The organism is Caminibacter pacificus (assembly GCF_003752135.1).
GTDB lineage: Bacteria > Campylobacterota > Campylobacteria > Campylobacterales > Nautiliaceae > Caminibacter > Caminibacter pacificus.
This window is the reverse complement of sequence record NZ_RJVK01000001.1, coordinates 57,011-75,474: the sequence shown is the minus strand read 5'-3', so window position 1 is coordinate 75,474 and position 18,464 is coordinate 57,011. Positions and strand designations below refer to the sequence as shown.

The 18,464-nt window shown below is 34.8% G+C and carries 20 protein-coding genes; 11 read left to right on the top strand and 9 right to left on the bottom strand.

The window, feature by feature from the left end:
• Positions 1–54 precede the first annotated feature (54 nt).
• The 3 genes from EDC58_RS00430 to EDC58_RS00420 are packed head-to-tail and all read right to left on the bottom strand — an operon-like array spanning position 55 to position 2,929.
• A complete protein-coding gene (locus EDC58_RS00430; RefSeq protein ID WP_123351523.1) occupies positions 55–615 on the bottom strand; it encodes a cytochrome c3 family protein in 561 nt (186 codons plus the stop codon).
• Between the two features lie 60 nt (positions 616–675).
• Entirely contained in the window at positions 676–2,295 is a 1,620-nt protein-coding gene (locus EDC58_RS00425) for a sensor histidine kinase (protein ID WP_123351522.1), read from the bottom strand.
• Complete coding sequence (locus EDC58_RS00420) at positions 2,279–2,929, bottom strand: response regulator transcription factor (RefSeq protein WP_123351521.1); 651 nt, start codon at positions 2,927–2,929, stop codon at positions 2,279–2,281. The genes EDC58_RS00425 and EDC58_RS00420 overlap by 17 nt, the downstream gene beginning before the upstream one ends.
• A gap of 316 nt (positions 2,930–3,245) precedes the next feature.
• On the opposite strand from EDC58_RS00420, the gene napA reads away from it, so the two are divergent.
• The 10 genes from napA (at position 3,246) to EDC58_RS10175 (ending at position 13,365) form a co-directional block, all read left to right on the top strand.
• A complete protein-coding gene (gene napA / locus EDC58_RS00415; protein ID WP_123351520.1) occupies positions 3,246–6,080 on the top strand; it encodes a nitrate reductase catalytic subunit NapA in 2,835 nt (944 codons plus the stop codon).
• A 9-nt stretch (positions 6,081–6,089) separates the two neighbouring features.
• Positions 6,090–6,911 (top strand): ferredoxin-type protein NapG, encoded by an 822-nt coding sequence (gene napG, locus EDC58_RS00410; RefSeq protein ID WP_123351519.1) that lies wholly within the window; start codon positions 6,090–6,092, stop codon positions 6,909–6,911.
• A complete protein-coding gene (gene napH, locus EDC58_RS00405; protein ID WP_123351518.1) occupies positions 6,899–7,747 on the top strand; it encodes a quinol dehydrogenase ferredoxin subunit NapH in 849 nt (282 codons plus the stop codon). Before napG ends, napH begins: the two co-directional genes overlap by 13 nt.
• Positions 7,725–8,225, top strand: a complete 501-nt coding sequence (locus EDC58_RS00400) for a nitrate reductase cytochrome c-type subunit (protein ID WP_123351517.1) — start codon at positions 7,725–7,727, stop codon at positions 8,223–8,225. Before napH ends, EDC58_RS00400 begins: the two co-directional genes overlap by 23 nt.
• On the top strand, positions 8,222–8,698 hold the full coding sequence (locus EDC58_RS00395; RefSeq protein ID WP_123351516.1) for a ferredoxin-type protein NapF: 477 nt from the start codon (positions 8,222–8,224) through the stop codon (positions 8,696–8,698). Before EDC58_RS00400 ends, EDC58_RS00395 begins: the two co-directional genes overlap by 4 nt.
• Positions 8,699–8,708: 10 nt before the next feature.
• Positions 8,709–9,665, top strand: a complete 957-nt coding sequence (locus tag EDC58_RS00390) for a WD40 repeat domain-containing protein (RefSeq protein ID WP_123351515.1) — start codon at positions 8,709–8,711, stop codon at positions 9,663–9,665.
• Between the two features lie 2 nt (positions 9,666–9,667).
• A complete protein-coding gene (locus EDC58_RS00385; RefSeq protein ID WP_123351514.1) occupies positions 9,668–10,012 on the top strand; it encodes a chaperone NapD in 345 nt (114 codons plus the stop codon).
• Between the two features lie 111 nt (positions 10,013–10,123).
• Positions 10,124–11,656 carry a multiheme c-type cytochrome gene (locus EDC58_RS00380; RefSeq protein WP_123351513.1) on the top strand — a complete coding sequence of 511 codons (1,533 nt, stop codon included), beginning with the start codon at positions 10,124–10,126 and terminating at the stop codon, positions 11,654–11,656.
• A 181-nt stretch (positions 11,657–11,837) separates the two neighbouring features.
• Positions 11,838–13,052, top strand: coding sequence for a multiheme c-type cytochrome (locus EDC58_RS00375; RefSeq protein WP_235823144.1), 1,215 nt, complete (start codon positions 11,838–11,840; stop codon positions 13,050–13,052).
• Positions 12,967–13,365 carry a hypothetical protein gene (locus EDC58_RS10175; protein ID WP_235823143.1) on the top strand — a complete coding sequence of 133 codons (399 nt, stop codon included), beginning with the start codon at positions 12,967–12,969 and terminating at the stop codon, positions 13,363–13,365. Before EDC58_RS00375 ends, EDC58_RS10175 begins: the two co-directional genes overlap by 86 nt.
• Positions 13,366–13,483: 118 nt before the next feature.
• Here EDC58_RS10175 and EDC58_RS00370 read toward each other — a convergent pair whose 3' ends face one another.
• The 5 genes from EDC58_RS00370 to lgt all read right to left on the bottom strand — a co-directional run bounded on the left by EDC58_RS00370 (position 13,484) and on the right by lgt (position 16,747).
• Complete coding sequence (locus EDC58_RS00370; protein WP_123351512.1) at positions 13,484–13,720, bottom strand: cytochrome C; 237 nt, start codon at positions 13,718–13,720, stop codon at positions 13,484–13,486.
• Positions 13,721–13,799: 79 nt separating this feature from the next.
• On the bottom strand, positions 13,800–14,030 hold the full coding sequence (locus tag EDC58_RS00365; protein ID WP_123351511.1) for a c-type cytochrome: 231 nt from the start codon (positions 14,028–14,030) through the stop codon (positions 13,800–13,802).
• Entirely contained in the window at positions 14,027–14,722 is a 696-nt protein-coding gene (locus EDC58_RS00360; protein ID WP_123351510.1) for a cytochrome c biogenesis CcdA family protein, read from the bottom strand. The genes EDC58_RS00365 and EDC58_RS00360 overlap by 4 nt, the downstream gene beginning before the upstream one ends.
• A complete protein-coding gene (hemG, locus tag EDC58_RS00355) occupies positions 14,715–15,950 on the bottom strand; it encodes a protoporphyrinogen oxidase (protein WP_123351509.1) in 1,236 nt (411 codons plus the stop codon). Before hemG ends, EDC58_RS00360 begins: the two co-directional genes overlap by 8 nt.
• On the bottom strand, positions 15,938–16,747 hold the full coding sequence (gene lgt / locus EDC58_RS00350; protein ID WP_170151107.1) for a prolipoprotein diacylglyceryl transferase: 810 nt from the start codon (positions 16,745–16,747) through the stop codon (positions 15,938–15,940). Before lgt ends, hemG begins: the two co-directional genes overlap by 13 nt.
• Positions 16,748–16,949: 202 nt before the next feature.
• Between lgt and EDC58_RS00345 the strand changes: the two genes are divergently transcribed.
• The gene (locus EDC58_RS00345) at positions 16,950–17,159 is read left to right on the top strand and encodes a hypothetical protein (protein ID WP_123351507.1); all 210 of its coding nucleotides are present in this window, start codon (positions 16,950–16,952) and stop codon (positions 17,157–17,159) included.
• On the opposite strand, the gene EDC58_RS00340 is transcribed toward EDC58_RS00345, so the two are convergent.
• On the bottom strand, positions 17,156–18,421 hold the full coding sequence (locus EDC58_RS00340; protein WP_123351506.1) for a (Fe-S)-binding protein: 1,266 nt from the start codon (positions 18,419–18,421) through the stop codon (positions 17,156–17,158). The two genes, EDC58_RS00345 and EDC58_RS00340, sit on opposite strands and share 4 nt — an antisense overlap.
• Between the last annotated feature and the right edge of the window lie 43 nt (positions 18,422–18,464).

The following is an 18,464-nucleotide window of genomic DNA, read 5'->3' as shown; positions in this document are numbered from 1 at the left end:
TAACAAAAAAATTACATTAAATTTATATTAATCGAAGAAAAAAGAGGAAAAAAATTATTTTGACTCGTTTGAAAGCGTTTCAAGAAGGTTTGGATGTGCAAAATGAGACATTGTATAGTCATTATGACAACTTACACAACTTACGTCTTTTCCTGCTTTTTTCGCATCCCAATAATATTTTTGATGAAGTTCTTTTACGTTATCTGCAAGACCGATAGCTTTTTCAGGTTCTTTTATACCATGGTGACATTTTAAACAAGCACTATCATATACGTAATGTTTCATTTCCCAGAAGTTTTCTTTGAAATCAACTCTTTTGATAATTCCGAACTGTGCCAATGCGTCTCTTGTTCCGCTGATTCCTTTAGCTACCAAATATCCGATTAAGCTGTTGTGAGGCAAGTGACAATCCGTACAATGATGAGCTGCAAATCCTTGCGGGTTGTTTCCTCCGTGCACACTATAATGAAAACTTTCAACCATCGGTTTCATCGTATGACAGCTAGAACAAAACGCAGGTGTTCCCGTTTTATCTACCGCTACAGCGGCAACATAAGAAATTCCAAGACCGATTAATGCTCCTACAATTAACGCACCTACTGTTGATTTTTTCATTTATCCACCTTTTTTTAGAGCATTATATGCAAAAAAAGTGCTCCAAAAGTGCTTTTTACATTAATTTGACAAATCTATAACAAAAACGGCGCCTTTTTCGGAGTTGTAAGCATAAAGCTTGCCTTTAAAATGCTGAGATATAATGATTTTACTCATATAAAGCCCTATTCCGGTACCTTGAGATTGAAACTTAGTAGTAAAATAAGGTTCGAAAATCTTATCTTTTATCTCTTCCGGAATCCCTCCTGCGTTATCCTCGATTTCAATTTTTTTACCGTCGATTCTTATGAAAATTTTTCTATCTTTGATATCTCTTTCTTTCAAAACGTCAATAGCGTTATTAATAATGTTTAAAACGACTTGAGAAAATTCAGTTTTATACCCTAAAATAGGCTCCGTTTTTTTAATATCCAAAACAACCTCTACTTTGTTTTGCTTAATTCTACCTTCCATAAGTTTTAAAGCGTCTTCTATAATCTCTTTAGGGCAAAATTCCACTTTTTTCGTATCTTTTTTAAAGAAATTCGTAAAATCGTCAATCGTTTGAGACATATATTCTATTTGAGCTTGCGCTTTTTCTTTAAATTTTTGAATAAAATCTTTATCAAGTTTATTCATTTGCGCGGCCATTTCTAGATTTTGAATTAAAAGTGAAAGTCTTGTTAGCGGATGTCTCCATTGATGTGCGATATTACCTAACATTTCTCCAAGAGAAGCGAGTTTACTTTGGTGCATAAGCATTTGTTCTTTTTGCTGTCTTTTTTCTATCTCTTCTTTTACCCTCAAATCAAGTTCTTCATAAAATTTATATAAAGGTTTCGAAAAGAAAATTCCAAGAGGAATAGCAAGCAAAATAGAAATCGCTATCATTATTAATACCATTTTCTTAGATACTTCATTGGTTTTGTTTATAAGGTTTTTATTTTGTATCAAAACTATTTTTATATTAGGCGAAAGCTCTTTTACGTAAATATCATCGGTTACGAAACCTTCTTTCGTTTTTAATATCTTATCTCCAAGAGAATAGCTAAATAAATCGTAAATACTTTTTGCTTTATAAAAATTAGATAAGAAAATTTGCCCCTTTTTATTAATAATTACCGTATAAAAAAGATCACTGTTTAACGTATCCAATTTATTTATTAAAGCCCTAACCTCAATAAATCCGTTATTATTACCTTTTTGAATAGGACTGATAAGCGTTAAATTAAGTCCTTTATCACTCAAATACTCTTTAAAAAAAAGATTCTTATTGGACTTGTAATTATTTACTTGAAGTGTTTTGGAATCCCGATTTAAACAAAAAACTCTGTTTTTTACTTTTTCACAACCTATTACGTATTTTCCGTATCGATTATAATAGTTTATTTCGCTTAAATTGGAATTGGCAAGTAGCATAGTTTTAAATACGGATTTTATTACTTCGGGATTTACTGTAAATTTAGTATTAAAAATATCATTATTGGAAAGTGCGATTGTAGCATTCTTTATATTATTTACTTTTTCTTGATAAATATAGTAGATATTATCGGCCGAAAGTTTTACTTTGTCTTTGAATTCCTGAGTTGTGATATCCGTAAAAATGTAAATAGCTGTATATGTTACGGCAACAATTATTAAAAATGCAAAAATAGAAAAGGCGGTTATGATATCGAATTTAAATTCATCCGTTTTTCTCAATTTTGTATCCGCTCCCTCTTACGTTTTTAATAAAATTCTCTTTTAACTTACTTCTTAATTTTTTAACTTGGGTTCTAATGGTATTGTCACAAATATCTTTTCCTTCCCAAACGTAGTCTCTTAAAGTGCTCATATCAACTACCTGTCCGATGTTTTTTACTAAGATTTCTAGAAAATATCTTTCATTTTGAGTCAGTTCAACCTCTTCATCATTGTAAAAAAGCTTTAATTTACCCAAGTCAAAAGAGTAATTATCCGTAATTTTAATTCTATTTGTATTTTTAAATACCAATCTTTTTATTCTAAGTTCGAGCTCTTTAAGCTCAAAAGGCTTTTTAATATAATCCGCCGCACCTAATTTGAATGCTTTTTCTACATGGTCGATATCGGAATATGCCGTAATAAAAATAACAGGTACATCAGACGTATAATTTTTTAATTCTTCATAAAATTCGTATCCGTTGATTTCCGGCATATTGATATCCAATAAAAATATGTCGTAATGACTCGGATATATTGTCTCAAGCGCTTTTGTAGGTGATGAAAAATAATCAACTTTATTTCCTTGCATTTCCAAATATTCTTTTATAGATTCACCGATAAAATCATCATCTTCTACAAGCAATATTTTCACGCAAATCCTTTTTTTGATTGATTATATCATAAAAAATAGTTATATTAACACAATATTAAGAAAAAATCGAAACTTTAAAATAGCGAAAATTTAGGCATTAAAAGAAAGTGACTGAGAATATAAATAACCGCTCATTCATTTTTTTGTTGTTATCGCAATAATTAAAAATTATAAAAAAGCCCATAAAATAGGACATTTTATCTCTTCTGTAAAGTGCCTTTAAAGTGCCACAAAAGCAAAAAAACAATTAATTTTATGTTAAATTAAAGTAAAAAGCGGTATTATTATTATGTAAAAATCCAAAAAGGAGTGCATAATGTCAATGACAAGAAGAGATTTTCTAAAAACTACAGCGGCAGTTGCAGCTGCAAGCGCTGCAGGATTAACTATTCCTGAAGAAGCAAAAGCTGCTGCAAATGCTGCTGAAGCAGGATGGCAATGGGATAAAGCGGTTTGCCGTTTCTGTGGTACCGGATGTGGTATCATGATCGCAACAAAAGGTAATAAAGTTGTTGCGGTAAAAGGTGACCCTGAAAACCCTGTAAACAGAGGTATTAACTGTATCAAAGGATATTTCAACGCGAAAATTATGTACGGTGCCGACAGACTTACTCAACCGTTACTAAGATTAAACGAAAACGGAGAATTCGACAAAAACGCTCCATTCAGACCTGTAAGCTGGAAAAGAGCTTTTGACGAAATGGAAAAACAATTTAAAAAATATTACAACAAATACGGACCAACAAGCGTAGCGGTATTCGGTTCTGGACAATATACTATTCAAGAAGGTTACGCTGCGGTTAAACTTGTAAAAGGTGGATGGAGAAGTAACAACATCGACCCAAATGCTAGACACTGTATGGCAAGTGCGGTTGTAGGTTTCTATCAAACATTCGGTATTGACGAACCTGCAGGATGTTATGACGACATCGAACTTACTGACACTGTTGTAACTTGGGGTGCAAATATGGCTGAAATGCATCCGATTTTATGGTCAAGAGTATCGGATGCTAAACTAAACAACCCTGATAAATATTATGTAGTTAACCTATCTACATATAGAAACAGATGTTCTAACCTTGCGGATATGGAAATTATCTTCAGACCAAACACAGACCTTGCTATTATGAACTATATCGCAAGAGAAATTCTTCATAGAAACGCAGTAAATTGGGATTTTGTTAAAAAACACACAATCTTCGCAACAGGTTTTGTTGATACGGGATACGGTCTAAGAGATCCTAAAAAAGCAAAAGAACTAGGATACTCTGAAAAAGAAATGCAAACAATTAGAAAACAAGACGTTAAAGTTGTTACACCTGAAGAAGCAGTAGCACTTAGCGCAATCGGTAAATGGAAAGCCGGTGATGAAATGGTTATGAAACACAACAAAGGAAAAGCTCCTTTCAAACACTGGCAAATCAGCTTTGAAGATTTCAAAAAAGCGGTAGAACCTTATACACTTGATTATGTAGCGAAAGTAGCAAAAGGTGATAAAGACGAATCACTTGAAAGCTTCAAAAGAAAACTTAAAAAACTTGCAGACCTTTACTGTGACCCGAATAGAAAAGTAGTATCTTTCTGGACTATGGGATTCAACCAACACGTAAGAGGTAGCTGGATTAACGAAATCGTATACACAGTTCACTTCTTATTAGGAAAACAAGCCGAACCAGGAAACGGTGCGTTCTCACTTACAGGACAACCAAGTGCATGTGGTACAGCAAGAGAAGTTGGTACGTTCGCACACAGACTTCCGGCGGATATGCTTGTAGCAAATCCTAAACATAGAAAAATTACTGAAAAATTATGGAAATTACCACACGGAACACTTAACCCTAAAGTAGGTAGCCACTTCCTAAAAATCATGAGAGATATGGAAGAAGGTAAAATCAGATGGGCTTGGGTACACGTAAACAACCCATGGCAAAACACAGCTAACGCTAACCACTGGTTAAAAACAGCAAGAACAATGGATAACTTCATTGTTGTAAACGAATGTTATCCTGGTGTATCTGCAAGAGTTGCAGACTTAATCCTACCGGTAGCTATGATTTATGAAAAATGGGGAGCATACGGAAACGCTGAGAGAAGAACACAACATTGGAGACAACAAGTAGTAGCTCCGGGTAACGCAATGACTGACATTTGGACAATGGCTGAATTCGCAAAAAGATTTAAACTTAAAGAAGTATGGCATGAGTGGAAACTTCCTGACGGAACAGTACTTCCAGACGTATTAGAAGAAGCAAAAGCAATGGGATACAGCCCTGAAGATACACTATTTGACGTTCTATTCAATAGACCTGAATATCACAAAAACTTCCCATGGCCAGATCCGATTGCTAAAAACCCTCAAACAGGAAAAATGCATCCTAACACAGAAGCTGAGGGAGACTTCAGAAACGTTGTTGGAAGTGACGGAAAAGTATTTAAAGGATACGGATTCTTCATTCAAAAAGCACTTTGGGAAGAATACAGAAAATTCGGTCTTGGACACGGACACGACCTTGCGGACTTCGATACATATCATAAAGTTAGAGGTCTAAGATGGCCGGTAGTAAACGGAAGAGAAACTAAATGGAGATTCAACGTTAACTACGACCCATATGCAAGAAAATATGCTAAACCTGGTGAAAAATTCGCATTCTACGGTCCTCTTCTTAAAGCAATTCCAAAAGGAACATTACAAGGACCTATTAATCCTAAGAAAAAATATCCGTTACCAAACAAAGCGAAAATATTCTTCAGACCGTTTATGGTTCACCCAGAAGATCCTAAATACGATAATGACGGATATAACTTCTGGCTATGTACAGGTAGGGTACTTGAACATTGGCATAGTGGTACAATGACAATGAGGGTACCGGAACTTTATAGAGCAATGCCTGAAGCACTTTGTTATATGAACCCTAAAGACGCTAAAGAATTAGGTCTTCAAAGATTCGATCTTGTAGTTATCGAAAGTAGAAGAGGTAAAGTAAAAGCAAGAGTCGAAACAAGAGGAAGAAACAAACCGCCAAGAGGACTTGTATTCGTTCCATGGTTCGACGAAAAAGTATTAATCAACAAAGTTTGTCTTGACGCGACATGTCCTATGAGTAAAGAAACAGACTATAAAAAAGCGGCAGTTAAAATTTATAAAGCGTAAAGGTAATTTGTGGATAACAAAAGAAGACAGTTTATCACTTCTTTGATACAAGCCTCAGCAGCTGCGGCTGCTGGAGGTACTATTGTTGGCGCTTTTGTTGAAGAAAATAAAAACAAGCCCCTAACATTAAGACCTCCTGGGGCTTTAAAAGAAGAAGATTTTCTAAAAACATGCATTAGATGCGGATTATGCGTCGAAGCATGTAAAAACAGAGAAAACAAAGTAATAATTGACGGAAATGAAATCATAACTTTAAAATTAGGCGCACCCGGAGACAACGTCGCTATAGGTACGCCTTATTTTATAGCAAGAACCGGACCTTGTTTTATGTGTGATGATATTCCGTGTATGTATGCATGCCCGACAGGGGCATTAACGCCCGATATGTGTAAAAACGACAAAGGCGAAGTCGCAATCGACTATGCGAAAATGGGCGTTGCGGTAATCGACCCGAGCAGTTGTATCGCCTTTTGGGGATTACAATGTACGGCTTGCTATAGAGCTTGTCCAGAAATGGATAAAGCGATAACTATCGAATGGAAAAAGAACGAAAGAACCGGGAAACACGCTTATCGTATTCCAGTAGTACATGAAGACGCTTGTACCGGATGCGGTATGTGCGAAATGGCATGCGTTACTGAAAAAGCAGCTATTAAAGTATTCCCAAGAGACGTATTCTTAGGAAAAGCCGGTGATAGATACGTAAAAGGCTGGGATAAAAAAGACCAACAAAGAGTCAAAAACGCTTCTACGAAAACAACGACTGAAACTGGTAGAAGCAAGCTTAGTCCTATTCAAAATCTTAACCAAGGCGTAACATGGGATCAATAATTAAAAACAGATATTTGATTCTAAGAAGAATATCCCAGCTAACAATTCTATTTTTGTATTTTGCGGCTAATTATTGGGGTCTTAAAATTTTGATGGGTAACTTAAGTTTTTCAAAACTTTTTAACACCATTCCGTTAACTGACCCTTATGCTTTTTTGCAAATGCTATTTGCGGGAGCGGTTATTAGTAGCGATTTGATAATCGGTGTCGTAATTATTTTACTTTTTTACGGTTTAATAGGCGGAAGAGCTTATTGTAGCTGGGTATGCCCTGTTAATATGATTACGGATTTCGCAGCATGGGTTAGAAGAAAAACACACCATGAAAAAGACAATTTGATAAATGCAACTAAAATTAGAAACTTCAGATACGTTTTTATGGTTATGATGTTAATCGTATCTACTGTAGTAGGTGCGGCGGCTTTTGAATTTATCAGTCCTATCGGTATGTTTACAAGAGCCGTGGCATTTACTTTAGGTTTTAGTTGGGTTTGGTTACTTGTAATTTTCATTTTTGACGCATTCGTACTGAAAAACGGATGGTGCGGTCATATCTGCCCTGTAGGCGCAATGTATAGCATTGTAGGCTCTAAGAGTATTATTAGAGTTTGGCATAACAAAGACAATTGTACCGCTTGCGGTGAATGTTTAAAAATTTGCCCTGAAAATCAGGTATTATCACCTGTAATAGACAAAAAAAGCGATTACATTTCCGGAATCGAATGTACGAATTGCGGAAGATGTATCGAAGTATGTAATGACAACGCTCTTGAATTTACACTAAGATATATAATCAACAAAAAAGGAGAAAACAATGAAAAAACTGCTACTAATTAGTGGTATTGCAGCAATGTTTGTACTTGCTGGATGTAGTACAAACAATACTCAAACTAACGCTGTAAGCAATAAAACTGTACAAGTTACAGGAATTAGAAAAACTGACTTAAACGCAGGTAGTGAAAACCTTCCTGTAGTTCAATATCACGCACCGGCTCCAATCCCTGGAAAAGTACAAGGATTCAAAAAATCTTTCGTTACTGCACCTCCTATGATTCCTCACAGTATCAAAGGAATGGTGCCTATTAAAGTAGGAAAAAATATGTGTCTAAGCTGCCATATGCCTCAACAAGCTAAAGCTCTTGGTATTCCTGCAATGCCAAAAGATCACTTTGTAGATAACTTCGAAGGAGATAAAGTTAAACCAAAAGTTGCAGGAAGCAGATATTTCTGTACTACTTGTCACGCACCTCAAGCTAAACTTGACCCTGTTATCGAAAACAAATTCGAAACTATGAAAGCTAATCAAGGTCTATGATAGACAAAAACAGAAGAAACCTTTTTAGGAGAGTTAAAAACTCTCCTTTTAAATCTTTCATTTATCCTCCATATTTCGAAAAAAAAGAAGATTTCTTAAAATGTATGGAATGCGAAACAAAAGATTGTTTGACTGCATGCGAAGAAAAAATCATAAAAATAGAAAATGAAATGCCCGTTTTAGATTTTTCAAACAGTGGTTGTACTTTCTGTGACGCCTGCGCACAAACCTGTCCTCACGGAGTATTGAAAATAGAAAACAAAAAAGAAAAAATAGCGGATATTATTCTAATTCCGAATAAATGTCTCGCATGGAATCAAACAATCTGCTTTTCATGTCAAGATATCTGCGAAGAAAATGCTATAATATACAACGGAATGTTTAGTCCGGTAATAGATATGGAAAAATGTACCGGATGTGGCTTTTGCGTAGGTGTATGTCCTACCGACGCTATCGAATACAAACCTCTATAAAGGTCTTGACATGAAAAAAATTTTATTATTAACATTAACAATAATATTTGCTTTTGCATCACAAATCGTTAAACCGTTAAAAGTTATTCACTTTTCAAGTTATATCGATAAATTGGCCTTTAATCAAAAATTTATAATAGGCGGTCTTGAAAACTCTACGGTTGAAATAAAAGACGCCAAAACATATGAGACGATATATACGATAAAACTTCCTAAAATTCATGATTTTATGGGTGATTTACAACCAATGCCGGTATATTCTTTGGATATTTCGCCAAATGGAAAAACTTTGCTTATCTTAACTGAAGACGAAGAAGCAAAAAGAGATTTGTTTTTATTCGATTTGGAAACTCATAAATTAACAAAAGTCTTCACTACAAAAGAGACTCTTATGAAAGCAAGATTTATCAATAACCACCAAATCTTTTTCGGTCTTCTAAGTGATGAAGTAACTCTTTACGATTTGAATCAAAAAAAATTTTTATATAAAGTCCAAGCCGACAGTTATGTTTTCTCTACTTTTGCGTTAAATAGAGTAAAAACGAAAGCGGCAATAGGTGATGAAAGTGGTTCAGTTAAAATCATTGAGGTAAAAAACGGAAAAATACTTGCGAAAATAATGGGATTCAATAAAGATAAAACTTTAAGTCTTGATTTTGTAAAAAATTACGTAATAAACGGAAGCAGTGATAAAAGAGTCGCCGTTTACGATATTACGACAAAATATTCCAAAATCGAAATGACAGCAAACTTTCTTCCTTATGCGGTAGCACTATCACCTAAACTCGATACTTTCGCTTTACAATACGACGAAAACAATGATATAAGAGTTTATGATTTTAATAAAAAATTACTTTATATATTAAGAGGTCACAGTATGCCGTTAAACGGAATTTATTATATCAACGAAAATAAAATAATAAGCTTCTCAACCGGAGAAGTAATAATCTGGAACTTAAAGGAGTAACCATGAATATTTCAAGTATTATAGTAAAAACTTTACCTCAAAATTATGATTCAGTTTGGATGAATCTTATCGATAGCGGACTGTGCGAAGTACATTTCGGAGATAAAGAAAAAGGTATTATTATTATAACTATCGAAGGAAAAAACGTCGAAGAAGAGATAGACAAATTAACAAAAATCCAAGACATTCCATATGTAATCAGTGCCGATATGCATATGAGTTACTGTGAAGAAGAACTTGAAGAAATGAAAAAAGATATGGACCTAAATGCTACAGTAGAAGAATTAAATACTGACAGAAAAGCCGAAGAAGTTGGATATTTCGGTTCTCTTAAAGGTAAATATTAATCTTTCCTCTCTTTTTCCCCCGTTTTTTTAATTTTTGTTTCATTTTGGCACTTTTGAGACACTTTGTTTTTGTAGAATTTTTAAGAGAGAATGTCTCGAAAAGGAGTGAAAATGAAAAAAGCACTTACAGCTGGGTTAAGCGTAGCTGCTATTGCAAGTGTTGCTTTCGCAGCTAACAGCTTAGATTCAAACCCGAATTATCAAAAACTTAAAAATTTCAAACCTAAGGGTGTAAGTAACGACCAATGTTTAATGTGTCACAAAACTACTGATCCTGGAATCGTTGCAGACTGGCAACATTCTAAACACGCAAAAGCTGGTGTAGGATGTGTTGAATGTCACGTTGTTCCAAAAGATTATCCAACTGCATTCAAAGCTCACCCAATGCAAGGTGCAAACTGGACGGTACAAATCGCAGTTTCATCTGTAACTTGTGCTAAATGTCACGCAAAAGAAGTACAAGAATATCTAAATTCAGGACACGCAAGAGGTGCTGCTCAATGGCTTGCTACTCCTAAAAACAAACACGGTTACCTTATGACAAAACTTTCATATCATTATGAAAGCTTAAAAGGTGCTAATAAGTCTTACCTAGTTGACGGTAAAACTATGGAAAAAGGTATCAGAAACGACCTTCCTGTTTATAGAGCAAACGAAAACAATCCAAGAACAGCAAACCTAAACGTAGCTAACATTTGTATCCAATGTCACGGTACTGTAGTTAAACTTGACAAACAAGGTAGACCTGACGCGACTACTTGGCCAAGCGACGGTATTGCTGCTCTATATCCGGACGGTGGTGTTGGAAACTGTCTAGCATGTCACAGCAGACATAAATTCAGCGCAGCTGAAGCAAGACATCCGGCAGCTTGTACTAACTGTCACTTAGGTCCTGACCATCCAGATAAAGAAGTATTCGAATCAAGCGTTCACGGACATATCTTTGATACAAATGAAGAAGATTACAAATTCGACACTGGAGAACAAATCCCAGGAAAAACAGTTAGAGCCGCTACATGTTTCACATGTCATATGAGTGGAATCAATGGTCTTAAAGCAACTCACAACGTATCTCTAAGACTTAAATGGAACCTTTGGGCACCGGATAGTTTCCTAAGAACTGGCGGACATGAAACTGCTGGTTGGGCATTCTGGAAAGGTGGAGGAAAAGTTACTGATACTACTGTAACAAGAGGTAACCCTAAAGCTGGTAACCCTAACGGTCCTGAAGCTGCAAGAGCAGATATGAAAAAAGTTTGTATGACTTGTCACCAAGCAACATTTACAAACAACTACTTCCAAAGAGTAGATGCGGCAGTTAAAATTTACAACCAATACAAAGCTGCAGCAAACAAAATGATGAAAGAACTAAAAGCTAAAGGTCTAATTAAATCAGACGTATGGAGCGATCCGTTCTTTAAACTATACTACTACCTATGGCATCATGAAGGAAGAAGATTCAGACAAGGTGCTGCCATGGGATCACCTGACTATGCACACTGGCATGGTGTATTCCAAGTAATGCAAGATATCAGAGAAATGAACGATATCTACAACTATAGAATGAAAATGCTTAAAAAATACGGAAGCGCTAAAAAAGTTCTTGAAAACGAACCTCCAATGCCGGTTGTTACTCACGAATAATCTTTTTGGCCCTTTCGGGCTTTTTTTATTATAAAATAAAACTCACAGACACTACTAATAGATAACTCCTTCTTATATTAAATATTACAAAAACTTAACTGACCTCTAAAACTTTCATATAGCACTCTAGAAGCACTTGGAAGGCATATACTCGTTTTGTGGGATGATTAAAGGATTAATCATGAAAAAAATAATTTCAACCGGACTAAGTGTAGCAACACTCACAACCGTATCTTTGGCTGCAAATTCTCTAACTTCTAATCCAAATTACATAAAGTTAAAAAACTTTAAACCAAATCCTGCAGTAAAAACCAACCAATGCTTAATTTGTCACAAAGTAATGGACCCTGGAATCGTCGCAGATTGGCAACATTCAAAACATGCAAAAGCCGGAATCGGATGCGTTCAATGTCACGTAGTTCCAAAAGACTATCCGACCTCTTTCAAATCTCATCCTTTCCAAGGTAAAAATTGGACGGTACAAATTACCGTATCTTCTGTTACATGTGCTAAATGTCACGCCAAAGAAGTAACAGAATATCTAAATTCCGGACATTCAAGAGCCGGAGCGCAATGGATTGCATATAACAAATCAGGCAATGGGATTTTGATGACCAAAATCGCTTATCATTACGAAAGTTTAAAAGGAAACAATCCCTCTTATGGAATAAGCGGAAAAGAAATGGTTAAGGGAATCAGAAACGACTTATCTGTTTATAGAGCGAACCAAAACAATCCTAAACTTGCAGATTTAAACGTTGCAAATTTATGCGTACAATGCCACGGTACGGCAATCAAACTCGATAAAAACGGCGTACCATCTCCTGATACATGGCCTAGTGACGGAATAGCGGCACTTTATCCTGACGGAGGTGTTGGAAATTGTCTCGCTTGTCATACACGACATAAATTTAGCGCAGCAGAAGCCAGAAATCCCGCAAGCTGTAGCAATTGTCATTTAGGCCCAGATCATCCTGACAAAGAAATTTTTCATTCAAGCGTACACGGACATATTTTTGAAACCAATAAAAAAAATTACGACTTTAACTCAAAAAAAATCATCCCAGGTAAAACAGTTAGAGCCGCAACATGTTTTGTTTGTCATATGAGTAATATAAACGGATTAAAATCAACTCATAATGTTTCGTTAAGACTAAAATGGAATTTATGGGCGCCTTCAAGTTTTGAAAGAACCGGAGGAAACGAAACGGCAGGTTGGGCTTATTGGCAAGGCGGAGGAAAAATCATACCGGGAAAAACCGTAATTAGAGGAAATGTAAAAACAGGAAATCCTAAAGGTCCGAGCCGATATGAAAAAAGTTTGTTTAGCTTGTCACCAAGTAACGTTTACAAACAACTTTTTCCAAAGAAGCGACGCTGCTGTAAAAGTATTTAATCAATATGAAGCTTCTGCTTCAAAAATGTTTAAAACATTAGCATCAAAAGGTCTAATTAAAGAAGATTTATGGAGTGATCCGTTTTTTAAATTGTACTATTATTTATGGCATTATGAAGGTACGAGATTCAGACATGCAGCCGCAATGGGTAGTCCGGATTATGCTCATTGGCACGGAGTTTTCCAAGTAATGCAAGATATCAGAGAAATGAACGACATCTATAATTACAGAATGAAAATGTACAAAAAATACCATAATGCTAAAAAAGTACTTAAAAATGAACCGCCTATGCCGGTTGTAACTCACGAGTAATTTTTTTGCCCTTTTCGGGCTTTTTTAATAAATTGAAAATCTTACGAGAGATAAGAGAGCACAATTGAACTATTAGCGTCAGTCACTTATTGAAAAGAAAAAAGAAAAAATTGGGAAATTATTTTTTCCCGTATTTTTTAGCTGCTTCTTGAATTTCTTTATCACTCATTCCTTGAGCGATTCCAACCATTGTTTGGTTACCTTTTCCAGCTTTGAATTCTTTCATCATTTTTACGATTTGAGCTGGAGTTAATTTGTCAAGTTTTTGAGCCATACCACCGTTATGACACATAGCACAATCAGTATATGCAAAAGCCATACCAGCTACCGCTGCAATTACAAGTAATTTTTTCATTTAATCTCCTTTTAGAAATTTTCGAGTATGATTATACTCAATTTCCTCAAAATTTCAAAATTATAACTTTTACTTATATCTACTTACCGTATTTTTCGGCGACTTTTTTTATATCTTTTTCGCTTAAACCTTTTGCAATATAGCTCATCGTACCTTTTTCTGAACTTTTAAATTCATGTAGTTTTTTTACTATTTCCTGCTTTGTAAGAGTCGAAAGTTTTATCTCTTTTCTTCCGTTATGACAAGACGTGCAAAAGACAAAATCTTTTGCAAAAAGCATAACTCCTAAAAAAATAACGACTTTTTTCATGATATACCTTTATAAAAAATATAAATTCCAACGGCAATCAATAAAAGTCCGCTTATTTTTTCTATTATCCCCATATATTTTTTAGTTTTTTCTATAAGTTTTAAACTTGCAACAGTAAAAAATGCCATTAAAATAAAAGGAGTTGCAAGTCCTAAAGTATATAAAATCATCATAAATACCGATTTTGCTGGCTCTGTAGCGGCAATTCCTACAATCGTTCCGAATATTGGTCCGATACAAGGCGTCCACCCAAGAGCAAAAGAGACTCCTAAAAGAAAACTTCCGGCATTTTGAAAATTGGCTCTTTTTTCAAATTGTAAAAACTTGAACTTAATAAACCCTCCGACATTCAATCCGAAAAGTACGATTACTATCCCGGCTATTATATTAACCCATTTATTTGCAAAAATATTACCTATCAAATTCGCAGCAGCCGCACCCAATAAAATAAATACCACCCCGAATCCCGCAATAAAAAGCATAGAATTTAAAAAAATTTTTATTTTTTCCTTTTTGTTAAGTTCTCTTTCTTGCAGCTCTTTGGCACTTATCCCGGTTATATAAAAAAAATAAATAGGCACCAATGGTAATACGCAAGGGGATAAAAAACTCAAAAGCCCGGCAATATAACTGACAACAAAAGGCATCTTATCAAAATAATCAAAAAGCGAATAACTTAAATTTTCAAACATTTGACTCCTTTAATTTTTGAGCTAACTCATACGAATTTTTAATACAATCGTTAAAGCTAACTCCCTTATAAGCGTTTCCGGTTAAATAAATTCCTATTTTTTCCGCTTCTTTCATAATCTCATCAACCAATTTTTGATGTCCCAAAGAGTAATTCGGTATTGCGTTTTTATGTATTTTTATCCATTTAAAACTCGGTTTTTGAGCTCCCGTAATTTTCGCCACGTCATTTTCAGCGATTTTTATAATCTCCTCTTCACTCATATTTTTAATCTCCGGATATCTCGCACCCCCGACCATTACTCTAATAGCGTTTCTATTCGGAAAAATATATTTATCCATCAAAATTCCAAGCGATTTATCTTTTACCGTCAAAATCCCGAAACAAACCGGTTTAATTTCTTCATAATCAAATCCGACAATCGCTACGGGATTATATTCTATTTTTTTAAGTAATCCGCTTAAATTTTCATATTTTGCCAATATTTCCGCAGCATTGTACGAAGGAGTCGCTATTACCACTTTATCAAATTCATCAAGCTCATCAATATCAATAATCTCTTTTTCAACGAAATTAGCTTTTGTCTTTGATATAAGTTTTTCGATAAACTCACTCATTCCCCATTCAAACGAATGAAGCTCTCCGCTTGGCTGTCCGCCTCTTTTTAGTTTTATCATCCCTTTAAAAAGACTCCCGTACTCACACTCTATTTTTTTAAGTTTAGGAAATGCCGCGTTCATTGATGTTTTTTCGGGAGTGGAAGCATATATTCCCGCAAGCATAGGTGTCATCATACGTCTATTAAACTCTTTTCCAAGACGTCTTGTCGCAAATTCGGCAACCGTCTCTTCCCTATCACAAATCGGCTCTACAAAAAACTCCATAGCAACTCTAAGTTTTCCAAAAAAACTTAAAATATCGCTTTTTAAAAACTCAATAGGTTTTAACGGAATTTGATAAAGTTTATCATCGTAAATATATCTGATTTTGGAATTTTCATTGGCTTTTATAGGATTAATTCCTATTTCTTCGCAAAGCTCAAGCGTTTTTGGAGAATTACTCAAAAATCCGTTTACACCCTCTTCCAATAAATATTTATCCACTTTTTGAGTATATGCTTTTCCGCCCCATTTCTCTTTTTCAAAGACCGTAATTTCATAATCGTTTTGTAAATAATAAGCTAATGTTAATCCGCTTATTCCTCCGCCTACAATAGCTAATTTTTGCATGCTCTCCTCCTAAAATAAAAAATAATAATTCCTCCGACAATTAAAAACGAACTAAGTATCTGCCCCATTGTCACATGATCGAAAATAAACCCTAACTGCGGGTCCGGAGCCCTCCATAATTCACACAAGCTTCTAAAAAATCCGTATGTAATCAAATAAAGCCCGATAAGTTCGCCTTTACACTTATAATACCTTTTATACCACAAATAGATTATAGCAAAACTGAATACCCCTTCAAAAAAAGCTTCGTATAATTGACTCGGATGTCTTAATACTCCATTTACGTATATACCCCAAGCGACATCCGTCGCTCTTCCGTAAAGTTCTTGATTTAGAAAATTTCCTATTCTTCCGAATACATACCCAAGCGGTACGGATAGTGCCACCACATCCATAAGTTTCCACAAATCTACTTTTTTAATTTTCCAATATAAAAGCGTAGCTATAATAAAACCTATAACCGCTCCGTGATAACTCATACCTCGTATTCCCACCAAATGTCCGTTTACAAAAGGATTAAACATCTCCCACGGATGAGTTAAATAGTAGTGATTATTCGGAACATAAAAGACAAAAAATCCAATCCTCGCTCCCAATATTATCCCTATCTCGGCCCATACGACGTACTCATCGATTATTTTTTTGTCGATACCGAATTTTTCTCCGAATTTTACTGCCGCAAAATATCCTACTACCAGAGCGGTAATATACATAAGAGCATACCAGTGGACTTTGAAGCTGAAAATCGTAAAAGCTATAGGATTAAAATGCTGATAAATATGCTGCCAGTATTCTATCACTTGGTTTTCCTTTTGGGTTTGGGAAAATTATAGCAAAAAAGCATAAAAGCTATCATAAAAAATTATAACTTCAAAAAATATTTATTTTAGTAGAAATATATATAATTGATTAAAATTCAGCGTCAATGAAAAATAAACCAAAAATTAAATTGGAATGAAAATTTCGAAAATGCTTATAAAAAATTTATAGGAGAAGAAAATGATTAAAAAAAGTTTATCTATTATGATATTAAGCTGTGCAGTATTTGCAAGCGGTAAAATAGTATTTGAAAACTCTTCAAAAAGCGTAATAGAGTGCGATGACAATAAAACAGTTGTGATTTTGAATAAAAAATCAGATGAATTCGTCACAAAAGACGGCGAAATATTTCAATCGGTACAACAAGCTATAAAGGAAAAATGTAATTAATCCTCTATAGCTTTTGCGATTATTTCAAGAGGGTGAACGAATATTTTATTATCCCCTACTTTATCAAGGTGTTCCGTTATCTGCATACGGCAAGCACTACACTCCGCACTTACATATTCGGCATCTACTTTTTTTATCATTTCGGCTTTGATTAGCCCTTCTTTTCTTGCGAGGTCGAATTTTTCAGTTTGCATTGTAATACCCCCGAACCCGCAGCAAACATTCGGATCTTCCATCTCTTTTACTTCCACGACTTTAGATATTAAAGCACGAGGCTCTTTTCTTATATTGAATACTTTTCCGAAATGACATGCGTCGTGATATGTAACGCTTGAATTTAACTTTTTGTTTAGTCTTTTTTCAAGGTCCGTATATTTATAAAGCCACTCGGTAGTTCCGAAAATTTTCGCTTTTACCTTTTCATGTCTTTTTAGCCATTCATAATCCATATGATATTTTATGTATTCTTCGTAATCTTTTTTTAGCATAGCCGTACATGTTGCTTCCGGAACCAAAATAGCGTCAACTTCATCTATAAAAGTTTCGAAGTATTCGATATTTCTTTTTATAAGCTCTTCCGTTGTTTTAAAATCTCCTGTAAAATATGCTGGCGCGCCGCAACAAGCTTGTTTTTTAGGAATAAAAATATCAATATCTAAAAATTTCAAAATCTTAACAAGAGCGTCCCCGACTTCTGTATAGTTATAATTCGCCATACATCCTATAAAAATTGCAACTCTTTTTTGAGGATTTTTCGCCGGTATTTTTTCAGGATATTTTTTTAAAAACGACGTTTTCCTAAACGCCGGAAGAAGTCTTCCTTTGTGAAGCATAGGGAGTGAAAAACGGCTTCTGATAGCTTTTTTTTCTTCTTCTATTTTAAATCCGCACGTTTGAAAATAAAATCCGAGCTTACTTACCAAATCATAAGCCCATCTGTGTTTCAGTAAAAAGAAAAATGCTCTCTTATACCATGCAATACCGAATTTTTCGGCAACTTTAGCTCTGGCGTTTTCAATCATAAAATCGGTAGGCAAAGAGTTAGGACACACCTCAACACATTGATTACACAAAAAACAACTCTCAACAGTATCTTTAAAATTTTTATCTATCTCGATTTCACCCTCTTCGACGCCTTTTAGGATATCCAAAAATCCTCTTGGAGAAGTGGCTTCGTCGGGATTTACTCTATGAATGGTACAACCCGGAATACATTTACCGCATTTAATACACATATCGCTTATTTCGCTAAACTTAAACACGCCCTGCCTTTTTGAATCGCAATTTATCAAACAATTTAAAAAA